Genomic DNA, 22546 nt, shown 5'->3' with positions numbered 1-22546 from the left:
AACAGCGAATCAGCCCGCCGAGCAGCACTCCCGGCCTGGCTCCATGAATACAATCACCACAGGCCCCACACCGCCATCGGAGCACAACCACCCATCAGCAGATTGATCAACCTCCCTGGGCAGTACATCTAGCGGCCGCAGCGCACAGACTGTTTACGGTGGCCACGAGCACCTGCTGCGGCAAACAGTGATCGCCCTTAAAGCGGGGGAGAAACTCGCGGAGCATGAGAACCCCGGAGAGGCGACCGTGCAGGTGCTCCACGGTCGCGTCGTCCTCACAGCCGCAAACGACTCGTGGTCCGGATGGATCGGTGACCTGATCACCATCCCTGATGCACCCCACTCGCTGCTCGCCGTGGAGGATTCCGCCGTACTGCTGACCGTGGTGAAACACAGATGACGCGGGCAGTCGCCACCCATATGCGCGATCGGGCATCGATGTTCAGAGTACGCGGAGGCTGTCCCGGACCCGTTCGCTCTGTATGCACCGGATTGAGACCGCTATGGGCAACCTGACTACGGGCACGATTCGTTCTACTAGGCGCGGCCTACGTGGAGATTCGGTGGCTGAGATCGAGTGGTGGGAACCGGAGCCCCGGATGTGGGTCGCCCTCGTCGATGACGAGTCGGTTGGCATGGTGGAATTCCGCGACGGACACTTCATCACACTGAATCGCGGCGGTCGGGAAGTGACTACTTCGAGTTCGCTACCGTTAGCAAAGGCAGCCCTGTTCTCCCGCTCGACGAGCAGGGTTCGGCGACGCTCGAAAATGAGGCCAGCGCGACCCCGCTCTTAACAGAGCACGAAGCTTCTAGTCGCCAGGGGGCGGGTTCAGCCGGCAAGTTCGGCATCCCTTGGCTGAGGAACCGCACTAGTACTCGGCCGCACTCACATAGGTGTATTCGGCGCGAAAAATCTCCTTCCATCCTTCGTCGAGAATCAGCGCGAACTCCTCCACAATCTCAGGCCCGCCGCTCATAAGCAGGAGGTGCAGCGTCTGCGGTGGATGTTCTGCACCGCGCACAAGCGGAACGGGCAACTCTTCCACGAAGCAGCCGGGGTAGATCAGGATAGCCCTGAAGAATGCACCTGCTGGCGAGGTGCCCATGCGACCTATCCTTCTGCCCCCCAGCATGGCTATCGACCCATTGACACAAGAACTATCCGCGAGAAGTCCGGCCTTCGGAAGCCGGGGTGGCGCCGAATCTCGGCTGTGGCGACGTCGACACGAGAACTCCCACGGGAGCGATGGTCTTCACAGTGATGTCCGCGTTCTCTCCGATGGAGTTGGACATCAAGCGCGAGCGCATCGGTGACTCCGTCACCAACCGGCGCGCGGCCGGCAGAGATCGTGGAGGGCGCCGGCTCAAGTTCACCGACTCGCAGATCCGTGGAGCTGGCATCTGAACGAGCCGAACGAACGTGCCGCGCAGGTCGCCAAAGCACTGGGGGATGCCTCGCGCGACGTCAATTCGAGGAACCCGAGCGCTCGAGCAGCGCTCAGCCTAGGCCGCACGCGGAGGGCGGCCGGCATCTCAAACCAGCCCCGCGCTCCGGACCGAACCCGAACCCGGACGGAATGCCTTAGACGCGAGAACTCGCTGAGCTGATCGCGGGGGAGTGACGTCGGGTGCGCGACTGTTATGCGGAGGCAAAGCTCTGACTGGTCGGCCCACGGGCGGCGCTATTCACATCAAGCGAATAGGTAGGAGAGGTTGGCGTTGTGGATGTATCTGATTTCATCGGGTGCGTCAAAATCGACGTCGCCAGAGACGGAGATAGAGTCGTCATCTCCTTCTTTGGAAAACGCATCGGGCATCAGTGCTCGATTGGCTTGGGCGGCTCGGAGAAAGTTGAGAAAGTGTTGTGCCTCTGAGTCGGTAGTCGTCCCGAGGTCAACTTTGCGGCCGGTGACCTTTTCGCGTAGCCGGGCGCTCGGCTGTCCTTGGCCGTTCTCATACTCTTCGATGTAGCAGTCGGTGATCTTCACTTGACTCATATGGTCGCTCCTACGTTGAGGCTCACACTTCAGATAGCAAAGGGGCGGAGCCTCAGGCGACCGCTCCCTTCGCCAATCGTCAAATAAGTACGATCTCTCTCACATCGGAGCGATCCGGGTTCGTGGTCTGGAGCCGCCGGCCCTTGCGGGTTTCGTCGTCGACGTAGCTGAAGAGGGAGATGGCTCGCCGAATAGCTTCGGTGACGGAGATGTCTCGCTCGTCTGCAATTTGTTTAATTGCCGCGGCGGCTTCCTCGTTGAGGTTTACGTTGAGACGGACTGTGCTCGTGTTCTCACGTGTCTTGCTTCCGGTGGCCACTGTCGATTCCTTCGATTAAGCGCATTTTCTTCCTGAGTGGTGCCCGAAATCCTTCGAGATTCTGGGTACCTTCGCCCTCGACGGGCGGAGCAGCGCCTTCGCTCTTTTGGTCGCCGAGGGGTGTGGTAGGGGCGGTTTATGCCCTTACTCTATCCCCCTCACGCCCACATAGTGCACCCATTTAATGCATTATTTACACACAAAATGGGCAATGTCGGTGGTTCTGAGTTACGATCGGAGCATGGATTAAGGCGTTACAGATTGGATGGCCCGATGGACCGCAACGACGATCCGGAAGTTGAGTTTCCGGACATCGATCTCTCGTCCGCGCTTCAGTACATGACGCGCAATGGTGTGGCTCGAATGAAGTTCACCATCGAGGCGATGGATGTGCAGGAGGACGAGCTCGCTTAGACGCGGACCTCATTGGCCATCATGGAAATGCCCGCCGACTTGATCGAGGACGTGGTGCCCGAGGCTGGGCTCGGAGGCTTCCTTGTGTTTCAGGAAGAGAACGATGCATAGCAGGCAGAGCCGCCGGCAAGGCACCGTCAAAGACGTTCGGGCATTCGGCCCGTCGACTGCGCTGCGACGATCGCGGCAGTGCAGGCAACCGAAACAGGTGTGCCCCTCCGAGGTCATTCGGAAGGGCACGGGTGCTCACTTGGCTGGTGAAGCCCCCAGCGTACCTCACGCGAACGGGGGAGGAGAAGAGTCCTATGGCTAAGTCCCGGTCCTCGAGCCGCGTCACGAGCAAGGGCGTCGCGCGTAAGGCATCTGCCGTTCTGCGCGACGGCCGCTCCTCGGCGCGCAACAAGAGTGTCGCTGCTAGCGCGCTCTCGCAGCGCGCCAAGTAGGCACTGACAGCCGCCTCCTGGCGAGCGATGCCCCGCCCGCCAGGAGCCCGGTTCCAACACAACTCTCTCTGCAGAAAGGTGATGACCATGGGTCGCACTGTCAATCGCTCCGCCTCCAGCGGCCGCTTCGTCAACAACGCAGCGGCTGCCCGGTGGCCGAGCAAGACCACGACCGAACGCGTCGGGTCCGGAACCAGCAACAACACCACCGTGCACCGGTCGGCCTCGACCGGTCAGTTCGTGACCAAGCGGGCAGCCGATGGCAACCCCGGAGGAACGATCAGCCAGCGCGTCTAGCGCCAGGCGAACTCGGGAAGCCCTCGATCCCTCTGCGGGATCGGGGGCTTCTTGCGCTACCGGAGCACTGCGCTGTCGTTCGCGAGCTCCCTGGTGGAGATTTGCTGGTATTACATGATCACGCGGTATATAACCCATTCACTTGACATAATGTGCATTATCAGCGCAACGGAAGCGGCTCAGCGCGGGGCGTCTCGGAGGGCGTCAGCCGGTTCGACGGCCGCAGCGCGCAGCGACGGATAGGCGCCGGCCGCCAGGCCCACGAACGCCCCGACGCCGACCGCGCCGAAGGTGAGGTCGAGGTCGAGCACCGGCGTCCAGCCCTGGGTCGACGAGACGGCAACCACGACGAACACGCCGGCCGCTGCGCCCATCAGACCGCCCAGCAACCCGATGGTCGCCGACTCGGCGATGAACTGCGCGGCGATCTGACCCCGGGTCGCCCCCAGAGCCCGGCGCAGCCCGATCTCGCCGATGCGTTCCGACACGCTGCTCAGCGTCACGTTCACGATGCCCAGGGCGCCGGCGAGCAGCGTGATCAGCCCGATGGCCAGAAAGACCAGCTGGAGATCGTTCTGCACTCCGTCTTCGAACGCCGTCGACTCCCCTGGCGCGGAAACCGAGAAATCGTCAGGCTGCGACGGCGACAGTGCGATCGGAACCTGGTGCGCAACGAGCCCGCCGGCCCCGATCGCGATGGACAGCGCCAGCGTCGAGGGCGTCAGTGCGCCGAACTCGACTCGCGCCGTGCTGAGCGGCACGATGACGGCCGACAGCAGGCCGCGTTGCGTGAGCGTGGAACCGAGGATGCCGATCACCGCGTAGGCGTGCGCCCCGATGAACACCGACGGGCGCGAGTCGATCGACGTCACCCCCAGCCGCTCGGCCGCCTCGGCACCCAGCACCACGACGCGGTCGCGACGCAGCTCATGACCGCTGTCGAACATGCGGCCTCGGGTGATCTCGCCGCCGATCGCCCCCAGCAGATCTCCGGATGCCGCGACGACCGCGGGCGGCGTGGTCTGCGCGCGGGCGGGGTCGGTCACCGGGACCGTGGTGATGGCGGTGCTGCCGGAATCGACCTGGGCGATCAGGGCGCCGGCCTCCACCCCGGCCAGACCGGTGACACGGGACAGCGCGTCGTCGGGCATGACCGCGACCGCGCGACTGTCGCCGTCACTCCCCCGAGCCGTCGCCGGCGCCACCTCGGCATGGGTGGCGGCAACGGCGTCGAAGCGCGATGACAACTGGCCCGCGGCCGTCTGGCCGAGCCCCATTGTCATCACGAGCGCGCCGATGCCCACCACCGTGCCCACGACGCCGAGCACCAGACGCCCCGGCCGGGAGCCCACGCTGGTGAGCGCCTCCTGCGCGAGGTCGCGCCAGAGCTGCGCCCGAACCTGCCCACTCGTCGGCGACTGCCGGCGACGGCGCCGTCTCACCGCAACCGCCCCTGGTCCAGCACCCGGTGGGTGCGTGCTCGCCGCGCCACCGACTCGTCGTGCGTGATCACCACCACGGTGAGCCCGCCGTCGTTCAGCCGCTCCATCAGCTCGAGCACGGCATCCGAGTTGCGGCGGTCGAGATTGCCCGTCGGCTCGTCGGCCAGTAGCAGGCGCGGTGAGGTGCAGATCGCCCTGGCGATCGCCACGCGCTGCCGCTCGCCGCCCGAGAGCGTTCCGGGCAGGGCGTGCAACCGCTTCGACAAACCCACCTGATGCAGTGCCTCCGCCGCCCGATGGCGTCGCTCGGCGGGTGTTCGGGGCCGCTCCCCCGACTCTCCATAGACGAACGAGAGCACCACGTTCTCCAGCACCGTCCGCGCCGCGAGCAGATGGAACGCCTGGAACACGAACCCCACGCCCGCCCCACGAACCCGCGACCGCTCACGGTCGCTCAGCCGAGCCGTCGCCCGACCGTCGAAGAGGTACTCCCCCGTGGTGGGCTGATCGAGCAGGCCGAGGATGTTCAGCATCGTCGACTTGCCTGCCCCGGAGGCGCCCGTGATGGCTACGAAGTCACCCCGGGCCACCTCGAGATCGATGCCCTTCAGCACGGCGACCGAGCCTCCCGGCGTCACGAACGAGCGGGTGATGCCGTGAAGGGCGACCAGGGGAACCTCCGTCATCGCCCCACCACCACCCGGGCGCCGACCACCAGGCGCGGATCGTCGCTCCGGACCTCCACATACCCGCCCGCAGCGAGCCCTGTCGTCACCTCGACGATCTCGGTGTTCGACGTGTCGGCGCTCTCCGGGCCCGCGGCCACCTCGAGCTCCACCCGGCTCTCGCCACCCGCCCCGGCGCTGAGCGCCGCTACCGGCACCGCGAGCACGTCGCCCGCCGTCGCCTGCACGGGAATGTCGACCTTCACGTTCGACCCCCGGATGCGGTCGATCACCTCGGCCGGAAGAGTCCCCGGGTCGAGGGTGAGGTCGTAGCGCGTGGTCGTCCCGCCCGACTCGCCCGAGCCCGAGCCCGAGCCCGAGCTCTCGCTCCCGGTGTCGGATGCGCCACCGGATCCAGAGCCGGTCTTCTTCACGGCGACCTCCTTCACGGTGGCGGGGTACCGCGACCCGTCGGCGGTGCTGAACTCCGCGGTCATCCCCGCTTTCACGAGGGCCGCGTCATCGTGGCCGAGGCTGCCCTCGAGGTGGAGGGCTGCACCGGAGACGCTCATCAGGGCTCCCTTCGCCACCTCTCCCTGCACGGCTTCGACACCGTCGACCCGTCGTGGAAGCGTCGGGAGAAAGACCACCTCTCCGGCGGGGAGCGGAGTCAGAGCGTCGGTCTCGGCCGTCGCGCGGGCGGCCCGCGCATCCGCGAGCTGCTGCTCGGCAGCGGTCACCGCGGCAGCCTCCGCCGCCACGTCGGGAGGGGTCAGCACCGTGTCGCGGCGGGCCACCGCGAGCGACAACTCGTCGCGCAGCCGGGCGAGAACGGACTCGGGTTCGGCGGCGTCGGTCGCGTCGGCGAGGGCTCGCTGAGCCTGACGAACCGCGTTGTCGGCTTCGACCGTCGCGTCGAGCCGGGCGCCGGCGGAGGCGTGCTCGAGGGCTGCCCGTGCCTGCCCGAGCGCAGCCTCGGCGGCTCGCTCGGCCGACGCGGCGGACTGCACCGCGGCCGCGGCATCCGGAGACGCGGTGGGGGGTGCGTAACCGACCCGGCGGTACAGCTCAGCCACCCCCCGCCGCGGTGGTGGCGTCGTAGCTCGATGAGGCCGGGTCTCCCGCCTCGATGCCCAGACCCTTCAGCGCGGCTTTGAGCTGGAGCACATCGGGGCCCGATTGGCCCGCCCGCACCGTGCGGTACGCAGGAAGCCCACCGGGCAGCACGATCACCGGTCGCCCTGCCACCTCCAGGGCCACGCCGCCGGCGTCGATGGTGGCCCCGACCTCGGGCACCCGCCCCGTCACCACTGCGGGCCCGGCGAGCCCCGACGTGTCGACCGCGACATCGACCGCATCGGCGTAGGTGACGTCGGCCCGCGCGGTGACCGTGTTGGCCACGACTCGCCGCTCGACGGGGGCGAAGATCGGCCCCGCCTCTGGTGCGCGCGTGCGGGCGGCCAGATCGGCCGGGGACACCACGAGCTCGGCGGCAGCGACCCCCACGCCGAGCGACAGCAGCGCCACCGCGCCGAGCACGCCGACGAGCCGGGCACCGCGGAGCCCGCGACGTCGCGCCCGCCCGGCTACCCGGCCGAGCTCTCGCCGCCGCCCGACCGTCTGCTCGGCCCCCCGTCGTCCGACCCGCCTGGGTTCACTCGCGCCCATGCGCGGCCACCAGCGCGTCGAGCTGAGTGCGGTTGGCGTCGACGAACTCCTGGTCGAGCCGTTGCTGCTCCGCAGCGAGCGTGGCCTCGTACCCCGACGACTCCGCGCAGTCGAAGTCGGCTACCGCCAGGTCGACCTCCTCCTCGGCGAGTTCGTCGAGAGCAGCGGGCGATGTCTCCGCCGGTTCGACGGAATCCGCCGCGCTCGGGGCCTCCCCCGGCCGCACGATCGCCGCGAATCGCTCGGCGATGTCGGCCGACGGATCGCTCTTGTGCTCGAAACCGGGGTGCCCGGCCGAGGCGAGGCAGTCGCTCCAGCCGCGTTCGGCGGCCACCACCGCATCCGTCGTCATCGCCTTCTGCGACAGGGCCTCCATCTCGTCGATCAACGCCGTGAACTCGGGGTCGCTGCCGGCGAAACCGGCATCGAGCTCGGCCTGGTGCGACGCCGCGCCGAGGCAGCCCGCCGTCGTCCAGTCGTAGTCCGTCGCGGCGAACTCGCCCTCCAGCTCGCCCGTGGGCGGCCCGTAGAGCGCCTCCTCCCAGGCGGCGCGCTCCGACTCGCTCAGCGTGGCCAGGTAGTCGGCGTTGGGATCGACGTACTCCCCCGAACCGTCATCCGAGCCCGCACCACCTGAGAACGGGTTACGGACGACCCCGTACCCGTACTGCTCCGCGAACTCCCGCGACCCCCACGAGGGCCCGTCGACATCCTCGTGCCTGAACACCCCCGACGACGAGTCGGGCCGGTACGGAAAGCCCTGCTCCTTCATGCACGCGGCCGCGAGGTCTTGCGTCGCCTTGTTCTGGGCCTGCATCTGCTCGTCGGTGCCGCCGCCGTAGAGCACGTCGAAGTACGGGGCCAACGGCGACTCGGTCGGCGGGGCCGCTGTGCTTGCTCCCCCGGCGCAACCCGCCAGGGTGGCCACGAGAGCCCCGCCCGCCGCCGTGACCAGCAGCGCGCGAAGGGATGAGATGGGTGCTGTGTTCATGATGCCTTCCGAAACTGACGATTGCTCGCTTCACGGTAGGGCATGGCTCCGACATCGTCGACCTCTCCCGGCCGACTCCCATCCGGCGCCAAGGAAGCAGAGCGCCCCGGCTCGCGCCAAGCCGGCGAACGGATGCGGCCGACCGGTCGTCGGGCCGAGTTCCGACTGCCGTCGAACGCTCCGAGCGCACCCCCGGAGTAGAAAGGAGGCTCCACCGAAGGAGCTGACATGGCACAGGACGACGTCGACATCCACCACCAGGACGGTCACTGGTACACGCGCAACGCGGGCGAGTCCCGCAACGTGGGCGGTCCGTTCCGCACCAAGGAAGAAGCGATCGAGGCCGGTCGGCGCTACGCCGGGCGTCGTCGTCCGCAGCACGAGGAGCACCACGGCACCACCCACGCCGAGAAGGCCGACAAGGAGGCCCTCGCCGACGAGGACCGCGGCGACCACGATCGTCACGAGTACCGCGAGCACACCGACCGCTACGAGAAGCGCGAATCGCGCGAGACCCTCGAGGAGAACTGATGGACGACCTGCGCGGCTCGGCCGCAGCTCGACTGGGCCAGCTCGACGACGTGGCGGCATCCGGAACGGCGACCGCCGAGTGGCTCGAGCGCAACCTCCGCGCAACCCTGGAGGAGCTCGCCCGCGTCGAGCCCGTCGCCGACGCCGATGAGGAGCGCCGCCAGGATTACTGAGCCGCGCCGCGCCCACCCGCTAGATTGGCGGCACCACAGGCGGTCGACGAACCGCGACGAACAAGGGGGAACACCATGACCGCACCCACCACCGGCTCGGCCGCCACGAACGGCGGCACCGGCTTCTGGCTCTTCGACGCAGACATCACCGCCACCGCGGCCCGCTGGCTGAAGGCGGGTCTCTGGGTGCGTGCCATCCTCTCGGTCGTGCTCGGCATCGTGGTTCTGGTGCTCGCGTTCAACAACCCCGATGCCATCGCCTACACGATCGCCACGCTGTTCGCCGTCTACTTCTGGATCATCGGCCTGATGCGCATCGTGCAGGGCATCGTGAGCCGCGACAGCTCCGGAGGCCTGCGGGCGCTCGGAATCATCCTGGGGGTGCTGCTGATCGTCGCCGGCGTCGTGGCCATCCGCAACCCCGTCGTCTCGCTGATCGCGCTGGCGCTCGTGATCGGCTTCTCCTGGATCGTCGAGGGTGTTCTGGCCGTGATGGAGACCGCTCAGGACAGCTCGAAGTGGTTCGGCACCATCCTCGGCGTGATCTCGGTCGTCGCCGGCATCACCGTGATCTTCCTGCCGCTGGAGTCGATCGGCATCCTGGTGCTGTTCGCGGGCATCAGCCTCATCATCACCGGTGTCTTCGCCGCCATGACCGCCTTCACCCTGGGCAAGGCCCCGAAGGCCGCTCGCTAGGCCACGAGACCGTCGGAGCTCGGCCCGCTAGCGCTCGGCCGAGAGCCGCTCGACCAGCGCGGCCAGCCCCGCGGGCTCCAGCGCATCCGTCGTCGCGGTCAGCTCGGCCACGCTCCACCAGCGCCACCGCTCCACGTCGACGCGCTCGTCGTCGGTCCAGTGGGCGTCGTCGGGCTCGAAGCCGGGGGTTCGCAGCAGGTACCACTCCTCGTGGTACGGCCGGCGGATGCCCGGGGCCGGCTCCCCCACGAAATCGTGCGACCAGACCGGCTCGCCCAGGGATTCTGCCGTGAGCACGAGTCCGGTTTCCTCGAACAGCTCGCGCACGGCTCCCTGGAGGTGCGACTCCCCCGGCTCCAGATGGCCGCCGGGCGTCAGCCAGCGGGTGGGGTTCGAGGCGACATCCGCCTTGGTGAAGAACAGCAGGGTGCGGCCGGCGGGGTCGACCAGCAGCACGCGTGACTTCAGGATGACCGTCCCGTCGTCGGGCACGGCCGCGTCGGCCTCGCCGCCCATGCCGCTACGAGGCGTTCTGCTCGAAGTCGGAGACGTCGCCGACGAGCCGCGTGTGGTCGGCCGGCACGGGCTCCACGGCGGCCGCGGCCACCTCGGCGGCGAACTCGCTCACGTTGTAGAGGCGTCCGGCGGCCTCCTTACGGGCGCCGATGGCTCCGGGGTTCATGCGTTCGAGCAGGGTGGCCGTGATGGTTCCCTCGATCATGTCGCCCGACACCACCACGAACTCGATGCCCGCCTCGTCGAGCCGCGGGATGAGGTCGCGCAGCGCATCCTCGCCCGCGCGCTTGGACAGCGCGACCTGCTCGTACTCGGGCATGGTGGGAGTGCTGCGGATGAAGTGCGCCTGGTGGCTGGTGACGAACACCACGCGCGACCCCGGACCGAGCAGCGGCAGCGCCGAGGTGAGCACGCTCACCTGCGCGTCGCGGTTGAGGCTCATCGCGTAGTCCTCGGCCATGCCGCTCTCCATGCCGCCCGAGGCGTTGAGCACGAGGATGTCGAGACCGCCGAGCTCGGCCTGCACCTGGTCGAAGAGTGCTGCCACCGAAGCCGGGTCGGTGAGGTCGGCGCCGGCCACGACGGCCTGCCCGCCCGCGTCGCGGATGGAGGTCGCGAGCTTCAGTGCGCGTGCCTCCTTGTTGCGGTAGTTGATCACGACGGATGCGCCGGCCTCGGCGAAGTAGCCGATGGTGTCGGCGCCGATGCCCCGCGAGGAGCCGGTGACGAGAACCCGCTTGCCAGCGAGCGATCCGGGGGCGAGAGGGTTGGGCACGGGAACTCCTTGAGAAGACGGGCGACGGGGGCGTCGCGACCAATCGAGACTACCAACTCGCCGTGCCCCGGGCCCGTGCGGGGCGGGTGCTGATAGCGTCGACAGTGCCCGATCGACACCGAGAGGAGACCGCTGATGCTCGAATTCCTCGACTCGTACGCCTGGATCTTCTGGCTGGGTCTCATCCTGATCTTCGTGGTCATCGAGATGCTGACCCTCGAGTTCACCTTCCTGATGATCGCGGTCGGCAGTCTGGGCGGCCTCGTCGCCGGGGCCGTGGGGGCACCGTGGTGGGCGCAGATCGTGGTGGCCGCCATCCTGTCGCTGCTGCTCCTGCTCACCATCCGTCCGCCGCTGCTGCGCGCGCTGAAACGGGGCGGCGACCCCGCCAAGAGCAACGTCGACGCCCTGCTCGGGCTCGAGGGCCACGTGCTCGACCGCCTCACGGCCACCGCCGGCCACGTGAAGCTCTCCAACGGCGACACCTGGACGGCGAGGGTCTCCCCCCTGGTCGACCAGCGCGAACTCGACCGCGGCGAGCGTGTGCTCGTCACGGCCATCGACGGAGCGACGGCCATCGTGGTGCCCGCCTCGCAGACCGCCGCGTCCGAGAACCGAAAGGAAGCGACCCCGTGAACGATTCGGTAGGGCAGATCCTGCTCGTCGTCGTCATCGCCATCATCGTCGTGTTCGTGCTGGTGGTGGTGGCGCGCTCCGTGCGCATCATCCCGCAGGCGCGCGCCGGTGTGGTGGAACGGCTCGGCCGGTACCACAAGACGCTCATGCCGGGCCTGAACATCCTGGTGCCCTTCATCGACCGGCTGCGGCCGCTGATCGATCTGCGCGAGCAGGTGGTCTCGTTCCCGCCCCAGCCGGTGATCACCGAGGACAACCTGGTGGTCTCGATCGACACCGTGGTCTTCTTCCAGGTGACGGATGCGCGGGCCGCGACCTACGAGATCGCCAACTACCTCGGCGCCGTCGAGCAGCTCGCTACCACCACCCTCCGCAACGTGGTGGGTGGACTGAACCTCGAAGAGGCGCTCACCAGCCGCGACGAGATCAACGGCCAGCTGCGCATCGTGCTCGACGAGGCCACCGGCAAATGGGGCATCAGGGTGTCGCGGGTGGAGCTCAAGGCCATCGATCCGCCGGCCTCCATCCAGGACTCCATGGAGAAGCAGATGCGCGCCGAGCGAGAGCGCCGCGCCGTCATCCTCACCGCCGAGGGCACCAAGCAGTCCGCCATCCTCGAGGCCGAGGGCCACCGGCAGGGCGAGATCCTCCGCGCGGAGGGTGATGCGCGGGCCCAGGTGCTGCGGGCCGAAGGTGAGGCCGAGGCCATCACCACCGTGTTCGGCGCCATCCATCGCGGCGAACCCGACAACATGCTGCTCGCGTACCAGTACCTGCAGACCCTGCCGAAGATCGCCGAGGGCAGCGCGAACAAGCTCTGGGTCATCCCGAGCGAGCTCACCGAGGCGCTCAAGGGCATCGGGCAGGCCTTCGGTGAGAAGGGTGCGGCGCTGGCCGGCGTGACGGCGGCTCCGGCGGGTGTTCCGGATGCGCCGCGAGGCGGCGATCCCGCGCCCCGGAGCGATCTCGCGTCGGAGGCGCTGCGCGATGCCAAAGCCGCCGCCCGCGACGCCACGGATGCCGCGCGCGACGTCGCCCAGGGCACACCCGCGCCACCGGTCCCGGATTCCAAGCCCGCCGACCTGGCCGACCCGGGTGCGCGTTAGCCGCACGTCGGGCTGGTTCGCGGGGCCACTCCCCCGCGTGCTGGCTCATCGGGGTCTCGCTCTCGAGGCACCCGAGAACACTCTGGGGGCGTTCCAGAAGGCCGTCGAGGCTGGAGCTCTGTATCTCGAGACCGACGTGAACGCCACGGCCGACGGTATCGCAGTGGCCGCGCACGACCCCACGCTCGATCGCGTCGCCGGACGCCCGGAGCGCGTGGCCGACCTCACCCTCGAGCAACTCCGGCAGATCGACCTCGGGGCGGGTCAGCGGTTCTCCACCCTGGCCGAGGTGCTGCTGGCACTGCCGACCAGCCGTTTCAACATCGACATCAAGTCCGAGGACGCTGCGGCACCGGCGGCCGCGGCGATCGAGGCGGCGGGTGCCCGCGACCGGGTGCTCATCACGTCCTTCTCCACCCGGCGTCGCCGCTCGGCGAGCGTGCTGCTGCCGGGCGTGGCGACGTCGGCCTCGGCGTGGGAGTTCGTGCCGGCCCTGATCGCCGCGAAGATCGGGCTCGTGCCGTTGGTGAGAGTCTTTCTCCGCCGGGTCGACGCCGTGCAGATCCCTCGCGTGATCTACGGCATGGAGACCACCACCGCTCGCACGGTGCAGCGGCTGCACGCCGCCGGCGTGGAGGTGCACGTCTGGACCATCGACGACGTCGACGAGGCCAAGCTCCTGTTCGAGCGCGGCGTCGACGGCGTCGTCACCGACCGCGTCGACCTGATGCTCCCGGTAGCGGCGGACTTCCGTGGCCCCCGAAAGGGGAACTGGCGCACCTGACGCTGGGAGACTACTGCTAATAGCCGCTCCGGGAAAGGATCGGGGGCTCCTCCCCGTTATAACGAATGAAGCAACGCGAGAGGAGACCACACAATGGCAGATCGTAGTTTGCGCGGCATGAGACTGGGCGCACAAAGCCTGCAAAGCGAAGAGGGCGTCGTATTCTCGCCCCGATCGTCGTACACGTACCGCTGCGCGACATGTGGCCGTGACACCGAGATGGTGTTCTCGGCCGAGGCGGAGGCGCCCGAGACCTGGGAATGCAAGTACGACAGCCATGAGGCGATCCTCATGGTCGGTTCCGACCCCGTCACCATCGACCGCAGCGACGCCAAGACGCCGCGCAGTCACTGGGACATGCTGCTGGAGCGGCGCACGCGCGCCGAGCTCGAGGAGCTCCTGGAGGAGCGCCTGCAGTACCTGCGGGCCCGTCGAGGAACGCAGAAGATCGGCGCCTAGCCGATCCGCACGGCGCACCGACGCCGAAGACCATGAACGCCGCGCGACCCTGGGGCCGCCGGCGTTCACGTCGTTAACGGGTGGTTCGAGGACGACGCCCGGCCCGTCCGCCGATAAGCGCCACCGCAAGCCCGCCGATGCCGAGACCGGCCACCAGCCACTCCACCTGGAAGCCCACGATCGCCGCCGGGGTCTGCACCGTGGCCAGCGGCACGTCGGCCACCATCGCTCCCGCCTGGTAGGCGGGGATGGTGGTGATGTTCTGGCCGTCGGGGCCGATGATCGCGCTGTTGCCCACGGTGGAGATGTTCACCACGCTGCGCCCGAACTCCACGGCGCGCAGTCGCGCGATGGCGAGCTGCTGCAGGTTCTCGTCGGTCTGGCCGAAGTCGGCGTTGTTGGTCTGCGCCAGCACCACCTGGGCGCCCTCGGCCGACATGGCGCGCATCACGGCGTCGTCGGTGATGTCGAAGCAGATCGAGATGCCCGCCATCAGCCCGTCGATGTCGAAGGTGAGGTCGGTGGTGCCGAACTCGTAGTCGCGGGTCACCAGGTCGACCAGGTCGGGCGCGAGGGCATGGAAGAAGTCGCGGTTGGGCATCCATTCGGCGAACGGCACCGGGTGCCGCTTGTCGTAGTGGTCGACGGCCTGGCCGTTCTGCCAGAGCAACGAGGTGTTGTAGACCTTGTCACCGCGCACCTGGATGGTGCCCACCACGATCGGCACGTCGCCGAGCTCGGCGCTCACGGCGTCGAGGGTCGAGGCGGCCAGCGAGTTCGTGGTGGGGTCGATGTCGGAGGCGTTCTCGGGCCACACGACGATGTCGGGGTCCTCCCCCACCAGGAACCGCGACGCCGAAGCGTGATCGCTCAGGATGTCGCCGCGCTCGTGCACGGCGAACAGCCCGGCGTTCGAGTTGCCCTGCACTCCGGCGATGCGCGACGTGCCCTCCGTGGGCGCCGGCCAGGCGGGCACCGCGATCAGTGCGGCGACCGCGATTGCGGCGGCGAGCACCCGCGACGAACGCGACAGGGGAACCCGCCCGATCGCATCCGCCGCCCACCGCCCCTCGCGAGCCAGCTGCACCACGAAGGCGACCAGCCACACCAGCAGGAAGCTCAGACCCGACATGCCCACCCAGGCCACGAGGCTCGTGAACGGGCTGTCGGACTGCGACATGGCCACCCGGGCCCAGGAGAACCCGCCGTACGGGAACACCGCGTTCACGCCCTCGCGCAGAACCCAGAGCCCTGAGACCACGATGGGCACGAGGCCGAGCCGGCCCCACCGGCCGGGCCAGACGCGATCGGCCCGGCGGTAGACCACGGCGATGAGCACGGCGCCGAGCGCGAAGTAGCCCGCCTCGAAGATCGTGAGTCCGAGCCACGGCACCGGGCCGAGGTACAGGGTGAGCCAGAAGATGTGTGTGCCCCAGAACGTGGCTCCGGCCACGAAGCCCACGAGGAGGGCGCCGTTCCACCGGCGGCCGATCAGGGCCACCAGCACGATGCCAACGCCCAGCAGGGTGAGTGGCCACCAGTTCTTGTCGGGGAAGCCGGCGTCGAGGGAGATGCCCGCGCCTACACCCGCCACGACCGCGAGCCAGAGCGGCAGGATGGGCGCGGTTCGGGCGGGTGGCCCGGTGAGCGGGCCGCCCGGGGAGAGCGGGGTAGGGCGGAGCCTGGTCGTCGTGCTGGTCATCGGGCTCCCGTCACGCCACCGAGGAGTAGGCCACGATGCCGCGGCGCACCGCGTCGATCGCCGAGCGGGCCGTCGAGGACAGTCGCGCATCCGCGGTGCCCTGCAGCTGGTCGAGGAGGTCGATGGTCTGCTTGCACCAGCGCACGAAGTCGCCCGCGGCGAGGTCGGCCTCGAAGAGAACGTCGTCGAGGCTGCTGCCGCGGGCCCAACGGTGCATCGCCACCGACAGGCCCGTCGACACCGGGTCGCTGCCCGGCAGGCGGTGCTCGCGCTCGGTGTCGTCGATCTGCGCCCACAGTGTCTGGGTCTTGTCCAGCGCGATGCGGAAGGCGCCGCGCGGGAGGTTGCGCTCTGCGCCCTCGCCCTCCTCGCGCCGCGGCTGATACACCAGCGCACAGGCCATGGCGGCGAGGGATGCGGGGTCGAGGTCGTGCCACACCTCGCGCCGGATGCACTCGGCCACCAGCAGGTCGCGTTCGCCGTAGATGCGCTTGAGCGTCTTGCCGTGCACAGTGAGCTGGGTGGCTCCGTGCTCGTCGTGCTTCAGGTAGCCCATGCCCAGCAGCACGTCGGTGACCCGGTCGAAGACCTTCGCGATCACGTTGGTGCGGGCCTGGATCTGCTGCGCGAGCTTGTCGGTGTCGCGCTTCAGGGTGAACCAGCGCTCGGCCCAGCGCGCGTGCGACTCGCGGTCTTTGCAGCCGTGCACGGGATGGGAGCGCAGCTGCTTGCGGAGCGACGCGATGTGCCGCTGCCGCTTCTCGCGGTCGCCGCGGGAGAGCGTATCGGCCTTGCCGGCGCCGGAGCGCTCGAGGTCGGTGAGCTCCCGGCGGATCTTCGCGTACTCGCGGAAGTCGCCGAGGTGGCAGGTCATCGCCTCCTCGTAGCCGGCGAGCGACTCCTCCTGCTGGCGCACCTTGCGCGCGATGTCGACCACGGCGCGGTCGGCCTGGAACTGGGCGAACGACGACTCGAGGATCTCGCGGGTGCGCGGCCGGCCGAACTGGTCGATCAGGTTCACGGCCATGTTGTAGGTGGGCCGGAAGCTCGACTTCAGCGGGTACGTGCGGCGGGAGGCGAGCGAGGCGACCTCCTGGGGGTCGAGACCGTCGCGCCACTGGATGACGGAATGGCCCTCCACGTCGATGCCGCGTCGTCCGGCGCGGCCGGTGAGCTGGGTGAACTCCCCCGCCGTGATGGGCACGCGGGCCTCGCCGTTGAACTTCTCGAGCTTCTCCAACACCACCGTGCGGGCGGGCATGTTGATGCCGAGGGCGAGCGTCTCGGTGGCGAAGACGACCTTCACGAGCTTCTTCTGGTACAGCTCCTCCACCACCTCCTTGAAGGCGGGCAGCATGCCGGCGTGGTGGGCGGCGACCCCGCGCTGCAGGCCCTCGGTCCACTCCCAGTAGCCGAGCACGGCGAGGTCTTCGTCGAGCAGCGTGCGGCAGCGCTCGTCGACGATCTGACGGATCTCGTCGCGTTCCTCGGCCGTGGTGAGACGGACCCCGGCGCGCAGCACCTGTTTGACGGCCTGGTCGCAGCCCAGGCGGCTGAACACGAAGAAGATCGCCGGCAGCAGCCGGTGCTCGCCGAGCAGGGCCACCACGTCGGGTCGGTCCATCCGTTCGAGCCCGTGCGACGGTCCGTTGAAGCGGCCGCGGCCTCCCCCGCCGCCGCCTCCGCGCCCCCGCCCGCCGCCGTAACCGCCCCGGCCTCCGCCGCGACGGTCGTTTCCGTACGACGCTCCCCCGCGCACCAGCTGTGCGAGCTCCGGGTTCACGCGGTTGGTGGCGGCCCGGCCGCTGGAGTCGAAGAGGTCGATCAGCTTGGTCTTCACCAGGGCGTGCTGGAACAGCGGAACGGGCCGCTCCTCCGACACGATCACCTCGGTGTCGCCGCGCACCGCCTGCAGCCAGTCACCGAACTCCTCGGCGTTGGAGACCGTGGCCGACAGCGACACGAGCTTCACGGTCTGGGGCAGGTGGATGATGACCTCTTCCCAGACGGCTCCACGGAACCGGTCGGCGAGGTAGTGCACCTCGTCCATCACCACGAAGCGCAGATTCTTCAGCAGGTTGGAGTCGGCGTAGAGCATGTTGCGCAGCACCTCGGTGGTCATCACCACGATGCGCGCGTCGGCGTTGATGTTCGTGTCGCCGGTGAGCAGGCCCACCTCGTCGGGGCCGTACTCGGCCACGAACTCGTTGAACTTCTGGTTCGACAGGGCCTTCATCGGTGCCGTGTAGAACACCTTGTCGCGCACCGACTGCATCGCGAGGAAGGCGGCGAACTCCGCCACCACGGTCTTGCCGGCGCCGGTCGGGGCAGCCACGAGAACGCTGCGGCCGTCCTCCAGCGCGCCGGCCGCCTCGATCTGGAACGGGTCGAGATCGAAGCCCAATCCGCTCCGGAACTGCTCGACCAGCGGGTGCCCGGCCCGTTTGCGGCTCGCGGCGAACCGCTCGGCGGGGCTGAGGACACCATCGGTTGCGGTCATCAGACAGCCAATCCCACGTCGAAGCGCTCCTGGGCGCGGCGCACCCGTCGGTCGTGCAGCCAGGCGATGCCGGCGGCCGTGAAGTAGAGCAGCACCATCGGGATGGCCAGCAGGAACATCGACATCACGTCGGCCGCGGGCGTCGCCACGGCGGTGAACAGCGTGATCGCCAGAATGGCGATGCGCCACGACTTCAGGATGGCCACGGCCGAGAGCACCCCGGCGAAGTTGAGCAGCACCAGGAACACGGGCAGCACGAACGCGATGCCGATCACGAGCACGAGCTTCAGCACGAAGTCGAAGTAGGAGCGGGCCGTGAGCAGCGCCGTGGTGCCCTCGGGCGCGAAGCCGGTGAGCAGCACCACCATGTGCGGCAGCACGTACCAGCCGGCGGCGCAGCCGGCCAGGAAGAGCGGCACGGCCGAGGCGAGGAAGCCCACGGCATAACGCTTCTCAGACTTCTTCAGCCCGGGCATCACGAACGCCCAGATCTGGTAGAGCCACACCGGCGAGGACACCACCACGCCCACGGTGAAGGCGATCTGGATGCGCAGGTCGAACGCGGAGGAGATGTCGGTGAAGTTCAGGCTCGCATCCCGGCCCTGTTCGGCCGAGATCTCGGTGATCGGCCGGATGAGGGCGCTGAGCACGAAGTCGGAGAGGATGTACCCCACCACCATGCCCAGCACGAGGCCGAGTGCGGCGATGAACAGCCGCTTGCGCAGCTCGATCAGGTGGGCGCCGAGCGACATCCGTCCGTCACGGGTACGCCCCGGCCGCGGTGACTTGGCGGCCACGGCCCCTACGGCTTCGGGTGCTCTGTGGTGGTCTCGGCGACCGGGGTGACCGGGGCGGCCGTCGAGGGGGTGACCGTGGGAGCGACCGGAGGAACCGTGTCGTTCGCCTTGTCGGCGGCGTTCTCCTCTTTCATCGCCCTGGTCTCGTTGCGGAAGATGCGCATCGACTGGCCGAGGCTCTTCGACAGAGCGGGAAGACGGGTCGCGCCGAACAGAAGGAGGATGACGACCAGGATGGCGATGAGGTGCCATCCGGTGAATGCGTTACCGAGCATTGGTCTTACTTCCTTAGTGTCGGGACGGTTTCGGGCCTGATGAGAAGTTTACCCCGGGCGAGCCGGGCTTGTTTTCGACCCTCACGTGATTCGGAGCGGCGCTCCTGACGGATGGCCCGGCGGCGCGACACCTCCGCGTAACCGACCTCGATCGCCCGCTCCGGCCGATCGGGTGCCAGCTGCTCGACGTTCTCGGTGAGCCTCGCCACCTTGCCGGTGAGCTCCTCGAGCTCGTGCAGCGCGGCGCGGAGCTTGCGCCACAACCGCAGCCCGATCAGGGCGAGCATGCCGAGGAGCCCCAGCACCAGAACGGTCCAGATGATCAGCCACGCCCACCACGCCATCGTCTCAGCCTAGGCGTTCCGGTAGCGATCGAGGGCGCGGGAGGCCCAATCCACCACGGCGGCGCGGGCCTCGGGCGGGTCGACGATGGTGACGGCCGAGGGCATGGCCGTCACCAGGCGCTTCAGACTGTGCACGTGGGCCACCCGGATGCGCGTACGAACACGCCCCCCGGCTTGCTCGGTGCGCTCGTCGACGCTCGAGACGAACTCTCCCAGGAGCGACAGCGCCGACGGGTCGAGCTCGATGGTGACCACCAGGTCGTCGTCGCCGCCGTGGAACAGCCGGTCGCCGAGCGGCACGTCGTCGTGGTTGCCCGTCACCGCGTCGTTCAGCACCCGGATGCCCGTCATCCGGTCGAGGCGGAACGTGCGCACGGCCTGACGGGCGTGATCCCAGGCACGGAGGTACCAGTTCTCGTCGTCGGAGTCGATGCGGAGCGGATCGACCCGGCGACGCTCGCGCGACCCGCGGGAGGAGAGGTAGTCGAACTCCACCTGCACGCGGCGCGCCACGGCGTCGCGCACCTCGGCGAGCGACCCCGTCGTGTCGGAGCGGGCGATGGCCACCTGGCTCGGACGCTCCGAGGCTCCGCGGGCGAGCTTGTCCATCAGCGAGGAGTAGACGCCGCTGTCGACGTTCTCGGGCAGTGACTGCAGGTACTGCAGGCCCGCGATCAGGGCGGCGGCCTCCCGCGCCGAGAACCGCGGGGAGTCGTCCAGCGCCACCATGTGGGTGATCACGATCTCGTCGCGCTCGTCGAAGTCGTCCCACGAGATGTCGAACAGGTCGCCGTGCTGGTACTGCGTGGTCTCGCCGGGCACGCCGGAGACGGCGATGAGGCTCACGGCGTCGCGGATCTGCTTCTCCGACACCTGGAAGTGGGCCGCCGCGTCGGCCACCGACACCCGGCCGTGATCGATCAGGTAGGGCACGAGCGCGAGCAGGAAGGTCAGTTTGTCCTGCGCGAAGGCGAAGGGCTGCGGGGCGGCCATCAGCCCACGCTCCTCTGGTGTGCGGCGACAGCGGCCTCGAGGCGTTCGATCACGGCATCGCGGAGCCGGTCGGGTCCCACCACCAGCACCTCGGGGCCGAAGCCGGCGAGTTCGTCGGCCAGCAGCGCGGCATCCGTGAAGTGCAGGCGCACCCGACCGTCGTCGCCGAGCTCCGCGCCGCGGCGGCGCGTGAGGCGCACCTCGGCGTCGGTGCCGGGAGCGATCTCGAGCTCGGCCACGTTCGAGGCCCAGATGGCGTCGAGTTCGGCGAGGGCGATCGCCGCGTAGTCGTCGGCCGGAGCGTCGATCGGCGTGCGGCCCAGGCGAACGGGGCCGGTGATGCGCGAGAGCAGGAAGGTGCGCGACTCCCCGACACCCAGGTCGATGGCCTTGAGGTGCCATCGCCCCTGGTGCTGAACCAGAGCGAGCGGCGCCACGGAGCGCAGCCGCGCCGCGGGGTCGCCTGGCTTGAGATAGGCGAAGCTCACGGTCACACCGCGGGAGAGCGCATCCGAGAGCGGTTCGAAGGCCGCGTCGCGGGTGCGGATGCGCGGGGCGTAGCCGAGCACCGGGTCGCTGGTCTCCACCCCGATCGAGCGCAGCTTCAGCAGCGCCCGGCGCGACTCGCGCGAGAGCGACCCCTCACGCCAGGCCATCGCGGCGAGATTCAGCAGCGTGGTCTCGGCGTCGGAGAACGAGATGTCGGCGGGCAGCTCATAGGCGGTGCGCGGGATGCGGTAGCGCAGTGCCTGGTTGTTCCCCGGGTCGCCCGGCGCCTCGATGGTCTCCAGCGGCACCCCGAGTTCGCGGATGTCGTCTTTGTCGCGCTCGAACTGCCGCTCGAGGCTCGCGTTGTCGCGATCGGGCTGATACCGCTGGCGGTAGCCCTGCACCGTCGACAGGATCTCGCCCTTCGTCAGGCCGGACTCGGTTGCCAGCAGGGCCAGCACCAGGCTGAACAGTCGCTCCTCGACCGGCACCGCAGGCGGGGACTTCGGTCTCGAGGGCACGATCGAATTCTAGTTCGTGCTCGGGCGACCGATGCCGCGGGGCTAGCCGGCCTCGTTCGGCACGACTCCCAGGATGTCGACCACGTAGACCGCGGCCGCATCGCCCGGCAGCACCACGAGCACCTGCGAGCCCACGGGCTGGCCGATGAGGTACTGGCCGATGCCGGCGGGCTGCTTCGAGCCGGTGGTCTTGGTGGTGTCGTCCGAGGCGAGCCAGAGCTCGGGGGTGCCGCTCTCCCAGGTGTCGGTGGCGGTCTTCCGCGGTGAGGCGTAGTCGACCGAGATCACCTGAACGAGCAGGGCGTCGCCCTCGGCCACGGCGTCGCCGTCGCCCTTCACCAGGAGCGACGAGGCGGCCTCGGTGGGCGTCTCGGTCGAGGTGATGGTGATGCCGGGGCGGCCGGTCTCGTCGCGCACGACGCGCGGGAAGCCCGACTCGGCCGGCTGCTCCGTGCCGTGGGCGCTGCGCGGGTAGGTGCGGTCGACGTCGAACACCATCACCACGGAACCGGTGGCTCCGGAGATGATCTTCGAGCCCTCGTCGTTCGGCAGCACGACGGCCACCCGCTCGCCGGCCGAGGTGCAGGCCAGGGCGTCTTCGAGGGCCTTGGGCAGCGAGTCGGAGACCGGGATGAGCCCGCTCGCCGGCTGACCGACCGCCGCACCGCTCTCGCCGTCGTACACCGTGTAGCCCACGTTCACGATGCCGCCGTAACCGGCGACAGCCGCATCCTCGTCGTCGTTCGAGACGAGGGTCGAGACCTCGGAGTTCTCGGCCACCAGGGGGTAGGGGAACGAGGCGGTCTGCGTGCTGCCCACGTCGCCGGTGACGGTGACGGCCTCGCTGGCCGAGCCCGGACCGGTCGCGTCAGAGCAGGCCGCGGCAGCGGAGGCGCTGCTGGAGCACGCGGCGAGCGAGAGCAGGAGACCTGCCGACAGAATGAGCGCGGGGAGCTTGCGCACGGATCCTCTTTCCTGCGATCGACGAGCCGGCGGCCCGATGAGCGAGT

Annotated in this window: 29 protein-coding genes; 11 read left to right on the top strand and 18 right to left on the bottom strand. The window is 69.0% G+C overall.

Annotated features, from left to right (window positions below; translation table 11 throughout):
- Positions 1–132, top strand: a 132-nt coding sequence (locus tag ACEXOR_RS10675) for an integrase core domain-containing protein (RefSeq protein WP_374849618.1), incomplete at its 5' end; no start/stop codon positions are given.
- 740 nt (positions 133–872) lie between these two features.
- Here the strand turns inward: ACEXOR_RS10675 and ACEXOR_RS10670 are convergent.
- The 3 genes from ACEXOR_RS10670 to ACEXOR_RS10660 form a co-directional block, all read right to left on the bottom strand.
- Positions 873–1109, bottom strand: coding sequence for a hypothetical protein (locus ACEXOR_RS10670; protein ID WP_374849609.1), 237 nt, complete (start codon positions 1107–1109; stop codon positions 873–875).
- A 585-nt stretch (positions 1110–1694) separates the two neighbouring features.
- Positions 1695–1991 carry a hypothetical protein gene (locus ACEXOR_RS10665; protein WP_374849608.1) on the bottom strand — a complete coding sequence of 99 codons (297 nt, stop codon included), beginning with the start codon at positions 1989–1991 and terminating at the stop codon, positions 1695–1697.
- Positions 1992–2079: 88 nt separating this feature from the next.
- Positions 2080–2319, bottom strand: coding sequence for a ribbon-helix-helix protein, CopG family (locus ACEXOR_RS10660; protein ID WP_374849607.1), 240 nt, complete (start codon positions 2317–2319; stop codon positions 2080–2082).
- Between the two features lie 273 nt (positions 2320–2592).
- Between ACEXOR_RS10660 and ACEXOR_RS10655 the strand changes: the two genes are divergently transcribed.
- The 3 genes from ACEXOR_RS10655 to ACEXOR_RS10645 all read left to right on the top strand — a co-directional run bounded on the left by ACEXOR_RS10655 (position 2593) and on the right by ACEXOR_RS10645 (position 3473).
- On the top strand, positions 2593–2733 hold the full coding sequence (locus tag ACEXOR_RS10655; protein WP_374849606.1) for a hypothetical protein: 141 nt from the start codon (positions 2593–2595) through the stop codon (positions 2731–2733).
- Between the two features lie 305 nt (positions 2734–3038).
- The gene (locus tag ACEXOR_RS10650) at positions 3039–3176 is read left to right on the top strand and encodes a hypothetical protein (protein WP_171010823.1); all 138 of its coding nucleotides are present in this window, start codon (positions 3039–3041) and stop codon (positions 3174–3176) included.
- Positions 3177–3263: 87 nt separating this feature from the next.
- Positions 3264–3473, top strand: a complete 210-nt coding sequence (locus ACEXOR_RS10645; protein WP_374849605.1) for an ABC transporter ATP-binding protein — start codon at positions 3264–3266, stop codon at positions 3471–3473.
- A 179-nt stretch (positions 3474–3652) separates the two neighbouring features.
- Here the strand turns inward: ACEXOR_RS10645 and ACEXOR_RS10640 are convergent, their stop codons facing one another.
- The 5 genes from ACEXOR_RS10640 to ACEXOR_RS10620 are packed head-to-tail and all read right to left on the bottom strand — an operon-like array spanning position 3653 to position 8239.
- A complete protein-coding gene (locus tag ACEXOR_RS10640) occupies positions 3653–4915 on the bottom strand; it encodes an ABC transporter permease (RefSeq protein ID WP_374849604.1) in 1263 nt (420 codons plus the stop codon).
- Entirely contained in the window at positions 4912–5601 is a 690-nt protein-coding gene (locus ACEXOR_RS10635; protein WP_374849603.1) for an ABC transporter ATP-binding protein, read from the bottom strand. Before ACEXOR_RS10635 ends, ACEXOR_RS10640 begins: the two co-directional genes overlap by 4 nt.
- Positions 5598–6656 carry a hypothetical protein gene (locus ACEXOR_RS10630; protein ID WP_374849602.1) on the bottom strand — a complete coding sequence of 353 codons (1059 nt, stop codon included), beginning with the start codon at positions 6654–6656 and terminating at the stop codon, positions 5598–5600. Before ACEXOR_RS10630 ends, ACEXOR_RS10635 begins: the two co-directional genes overlap by 4 nt.
- Positions 6649–7248 (bottom strand): hypothetical protein, encoded by a 600-nt coding sequence (locus tag ACEXOR_RS10625; protein WP_374849601.1) that lies wholly within the window; start codon positions 7246–7248, stop codon positions 6649–6651. The genes ACEXOR_RS10630 and ACEXOR_RS10625 overlap by 8 nt, the downstream gene beginning before the upstream one ends.
- Positions 7235–8239 carry a hypothetical protein gene (locus tag ACEXOR_RS10620; protein WP_374849600.1) on the bottom strand — a complete coding sequence of 335 codons (1005 nt, stop codon included), beginning with the start codon at positions 8237–8239 and terminating at the stop codon, positions 7235–7237. Before ACEXOR_RS10620 ends, ACEXOR_RS10625 begins: the two co-directional genes overlap by 14 nt.
- 228 nt (positions 8240–8467) lie before the next feature.
- Here ACEXOR_RS10620 and ACEXOR_RS10615 point away from each other — a divergent pair, with 228 nt between their 5' ends.
- The 3 genes from ACEXOR_RS10615 (at position 8468) to ACEXOR_RS10605 (ending at position 9639) form a co-directional block, all read left to right on the top strand.
- A complete protein-coding gene (locus tag ACEXOR_RS10615) occupies positions 8468–8770 on the top strand; it encodes a DUF2188 domain-containing protein (protein ID WP_374849599.1) in 303 nt (100 codons plus the stop codon).
- A complete protein-coding gene (locus ACEXOR_RS10610; RefSeq protein ID WP_374849598.1) occupies positions 8770–8943 on the top strand; it encodes a hypothetical protein in 174 nt (57 codons plus the stop codon). Before ACEXOR_RS10615 ends, ACEXOR_RS10610 begins: the two co-directional genes overlap by 1 nt.
- Before the next feature lie 75 nt (positions 8944–9018).
- Positions 9019–9639, top strand: a complete 621-nt coding sequence (locus ACEXOR_RS10605; RefSeq protein WP_374849597.1) for an HdeD family acid-resistance protein — start codon at positions 9019–9021, stop codon at positions 9637–9639.
- A gap of 27 nt (positions 9640–9666) precedes the next feature.
- On the opposite strand, the gene ACEXOR_RS10600 is transcribed toward ACEXOR_RS10605, so the two are convergent.
- Positions 9667–10155, bottom strand: a complete 489-nt coding sequence (locus tag ACEXOR_RS10600) for an NUDIX hydrolase (protein ID WP_374849596.1) — start codon at positions 10153–10155, stop codon at positions 9667–9669.
- Between the two features lie 4 nt (positions 10156–10159).
- Complete coding sequence (locus ACEXOR_RS10595) at positions 10160–10930, bottom strand: SDR family oxidoreductase (RefSeq protein ID WP_374849595.1); 771 nt, start codon at positions 10928–10930, stop codon at positions 10160–10162.
- A 135-nt stretch (positions 10931–11065) separates the two neighbouring features.
- Here ACEXOR_RS10595 and ACEXOR_RS10590 point away from each other — a divergent pair, with 135 nt between their 5' ends.
- The 4 genes from ACEXOR_RS10590 to ACEXOR_RS10575 all read left to right on the top strand — a co-directional run bounded on the left by ACEXOR_RS10590 (position 11066) and on the right by ACEXOR_RS10575 (position 13915).
- Positions 11066–11566, top strand: coding sequence for an NfeD family protein (locus tag ACEXOR_RS10590; protein ID WP_374849594.1), 501 nt, complete (start codon positions 11066–11068; stop codon positions 11564–11566).
- Positions 11563–12672, top strand: a complete 1110-nt coding sequence (locus tag ACEXOR_RS10585) for an SPFH domain-containing protein (protein ID WP_374849593.1) — start codon at positions 11563–11565, stop codon at positions 12670–12672. The genes ACEXOR_RS10590 and ACEXOR_RS10585 overlap by 4 nt, the downstream gene beginning before the upstream one ends.
- A 37-nt stretch (positions 12673–12709) precedes the next feature.
- A complete protein-coding gene (locus tag ACEXOR_RS10580) occupies positions 12710–13456 on the top strand; it encodes a glycerophosphodiester phosphodiesterase family protein (protein WP_374849592.1) in 747 nt (248 codons plus the stop codon).
- Positions 13457–13549: 93 nt separating this feature from the next.
- A complete protein-coding gene (locus tag ACEXOR_RS10575) occupies positions 13550–13915 on the top strand; it encodes an RNA polymerase-binding protein RbpA (protein WP_374849591.1) in 366 nt (121 codons plus the stop codon).
- Between the two features lie 73 nt (positions 13916–13988).
- Here ACEXOR_RS10575 and lnt read toward each other — a convergent pair whose 3' ends face one another.
- From lnt to ACEXOR_RS10535, 8 genes are read right to left on the bottom strand one after another with little or no spacing between them, the layout of a single operon-like run.
- The gene (lnt, locus tag ACEXOR_RS10570) at positions 13989–15617 is read right to left on the bottom strand and encodes an apolipoprotein N-acyltransferase (protein WP_374849590.1); all 1629 of its coding nucleotides are present in this window, start codon (positions 15615–15617) and stop codon (positions 13989–13991) included.
- Between the two features lie 10 nt (positions 15618–15627).
- Entirely contained in the window at positions 15628–18117 is a 2490-nt protein-coding gene (locus tag ACEXOR_RS10565) for a DEAD/DEAH box helicase (protein ID WP_374849589.1), read from the bottom strand.
- Entirely contained in the window at positions 18117–18869 is a 753-nt protein-coding gene (gene tatC, locus ACEXOR_RS10560) for a twin-arginine translocase subunit TatC (protein ID WP_374849617.1), read from the bottom strand. The genes ACEXOR_RS10565 and tatC overlap by 1 nt, the downstream gene beginning before the upstream one ends.
- 50 nt (positions 18870–18919) lie before the next feature.
- Positions 18920–19189: a Sec-independent protein translocase subunit TatA gene (locus ACEXOR_RS10555; RefSeq protein ID WP_374849588.1), complete on the bottom strand. Its 270-nt coding sequence runs from the start codon at positions 19187–19189 to the stop codon at positions 18920–18922.
- A 5-nt stretch (positions 19190–19194) separates the two neighbouring features.
- A complete protein-coding gene (locus ACEXOR_RS10550; RefSeq protein ID WP_374849587.1) occupies positions 19195–19533 on the bottom strand; it encodes a hypothetical protein in 339 nt (112 codons plus the stop codon).
- A 9-nt stretch (positions 19534–19542) separates the two neighbouring features.
- Positions 19543–20526 carry a helix-turn-helix transcriptional regulator gene (locus ACEXOR_RS10545; RefSeq protein ID WP_374849586.1) on the bottom strand — a complete coding sequence of 328 codons (984 nt, stop codon included), beginning with the start codon at positions 20524–20526 and terminating at the stop codon, positions 19543–19545.
- The gene (locus tag ACEXOR_RS10540) at positions 20526–21536 is read right to left on the bottom strand and encodes a helix-turn-helix transcriptional regulator (RefSeq protein WP_374849585.1); all 1011 of its coding nucleotides are present in this window, start codon (positions 21534–21536) and stop codon (positions 20526–20528) included. The genes ACEXOR_RS10545 and ACEXOR_RS10540 overlap by 1 nt, the downstream gene beginning before the upstream one ends.
- A 42-nt stretch (positions 21537–21578) precedes the next feature.
- Positions 21579–22499, bottom strand: coding sequence for a hypothetical protein (locus ACEXOR_RS10535; RefSeq protein WP_374849584.1), 921 nt, complete (start codon positions 22497–22499; stop codon positions 21579–21581).
- Positions 22500–22546 lie beyond the last annotated feature (47 nt).

Source organism: Herbiconiux liangxiaofengii (genome assembly GCF_041927335.1).
GTDB lineage: Bacteria > Actinomycetota > Actinomycetes > Actinomycetales > Microbacteriaceae > Herbiconiux > Herbiconiux liangxiaofengii.
The sequence above is the reverse complement of the archived record's forward strand: the minus strand, read 5'-3'. Positions and strand labels throughout refer to the sequence as shown.

Bases quoted from the DNA above. Each gene is read 5' to 3' on its own strand.
- ACEXOR_RS10670 (WP_374849609.1), bottom strand. From the start codon at position 1,109: ATGGGCACCTCGCCAGCAGGTGCATTCTTCAGGGCTATCCTGATCTAC.
- ACEXOR_RS10655 (WP_374849606.1), top strand. From the start codon at position 2,593: ATGGACCGCAACGACGATCCGGAAGTTGAGTTTCCGGACATCGATCTC.
- ACEXOR_RS10650 (WP_171010823.1), top strand. From the start codon at position 3,039: ATGGCTAAGTCCCGGTCCTCGAGCCGCGTCACGAGCAAGGGCGTCGCG.
- ACEXOR_RS10645 (WP_374849605.1), top strand. From the start codon at position 3,264: ATGGGTCGCACTGTCAATCGCTCCGCCTCCAGCGGCCGCTTCGTCAAC.
- ACEXOR_RS10635 (WP_374849603.1), bottom strand. From the start codon at position 5,601: ATGACGGAGGTTCCCCTGGTCGCCCTTCACGGCATCACCCGCTCGTTC.
- ACEXOR_RS10625 (WP_374849601.1), bottom strand. From the start codon at position 7,248: ATGGGCGCGAGTGAACCCAGGCGGGTCGGACGACGGGGGGCCGAGCAG.
- ACEXOR_RS10620 (WP_374849600.1), bottom strand. From the start codon at position 8,239: ATGAACACAGCACCCATCTCATCCCTTCGCGCGCTGCTGGTCACGGCG.
- ACEXOR_RS10615 (WP_374849599.1), top strand. From the start codon at position 8,468: ATGGCACAGGACGACGTCGACATCCACCACCAGGACGGTCACTGGTAC.
- ACEXOR_RS10610 (WP_374849598.1), top strand. From the start codon at position 8,770: ATGGACGACCTGCGCGGCTCGGCCGCAGCTCGACTGGGCCAGCTCGAC.
- ACEXOR_RS10605 (WP_374849597.1), top strand. From the start codon at position 9,019: ATGACCGCACCCACCACCGGCTCGGCCGCCACGAACGGCGGCACCGGC.
- ACEXOR_RS10600 (WP_374849596.1), bottom strand. From the start codon at position 10,155: ATGGGCGGCGAGGCCGACGCGGCCGTGCCCGACGACGGGACGGTCATC.
- ACEXOR_RS10590 (WP_374849594.1), top strand. From the start codon at position 11,066: ATGCTCGAATTCCTCGACTCGTACGCCTGGATCTTCTGGCTGGGTCTC.
- ACEXOR_RS10575 (WP_374849591.1), top strand. From the start codon at position 13,550: ATGGCAGATCGTAGTTTGCGCGGCATGAGACTGGGCGCACAAAGCCTG.
- lnt (WP_374849590.1), bottom strand. From the start codon at position 15,617: ATGACCAGCACGACGACCAGGCTCCGCCCTACCCCGCTCTCCCCGGGC.
- ACEXOR_RS10565 (WP_374849589.1), bottom strand. From the start codon at position 18,117: ATGACCGCAACCGATGGTGTCCTCAGCCCCGCCGAGCGGTTCGCCGCG.
- tatC (WP_374849617.1), bottom strand. From the start codon at position 18,869: ATGTCGCTCGGCGCCCACCTGATCGAGCTGCGCAAGCGGCTGTTCATC.
- ACEXOR_RS10555 (WP_374849588.1), bottom strand. From the start codon at position 19,189: ATGCTCGGTAACGCATTCACCGGATGGCACCTCATCGCCATCCTGGTC.
- ACEXOR_RS10550 (WP_374849587.1), bottom strand. From the start codon at position 19,533: ATGGCGTGGTGGGCGTGGCTGATCATCTGGACCGTTCTGGTGCTGGGG.
- ACEXOR_RS10545 (WP_374849586.1), bottom strand. From the start codon at position 20,526: ATGGCCGCCCCGCAGCCCTTCGCCTTCGCGCAGGACAAACTGACCTTC.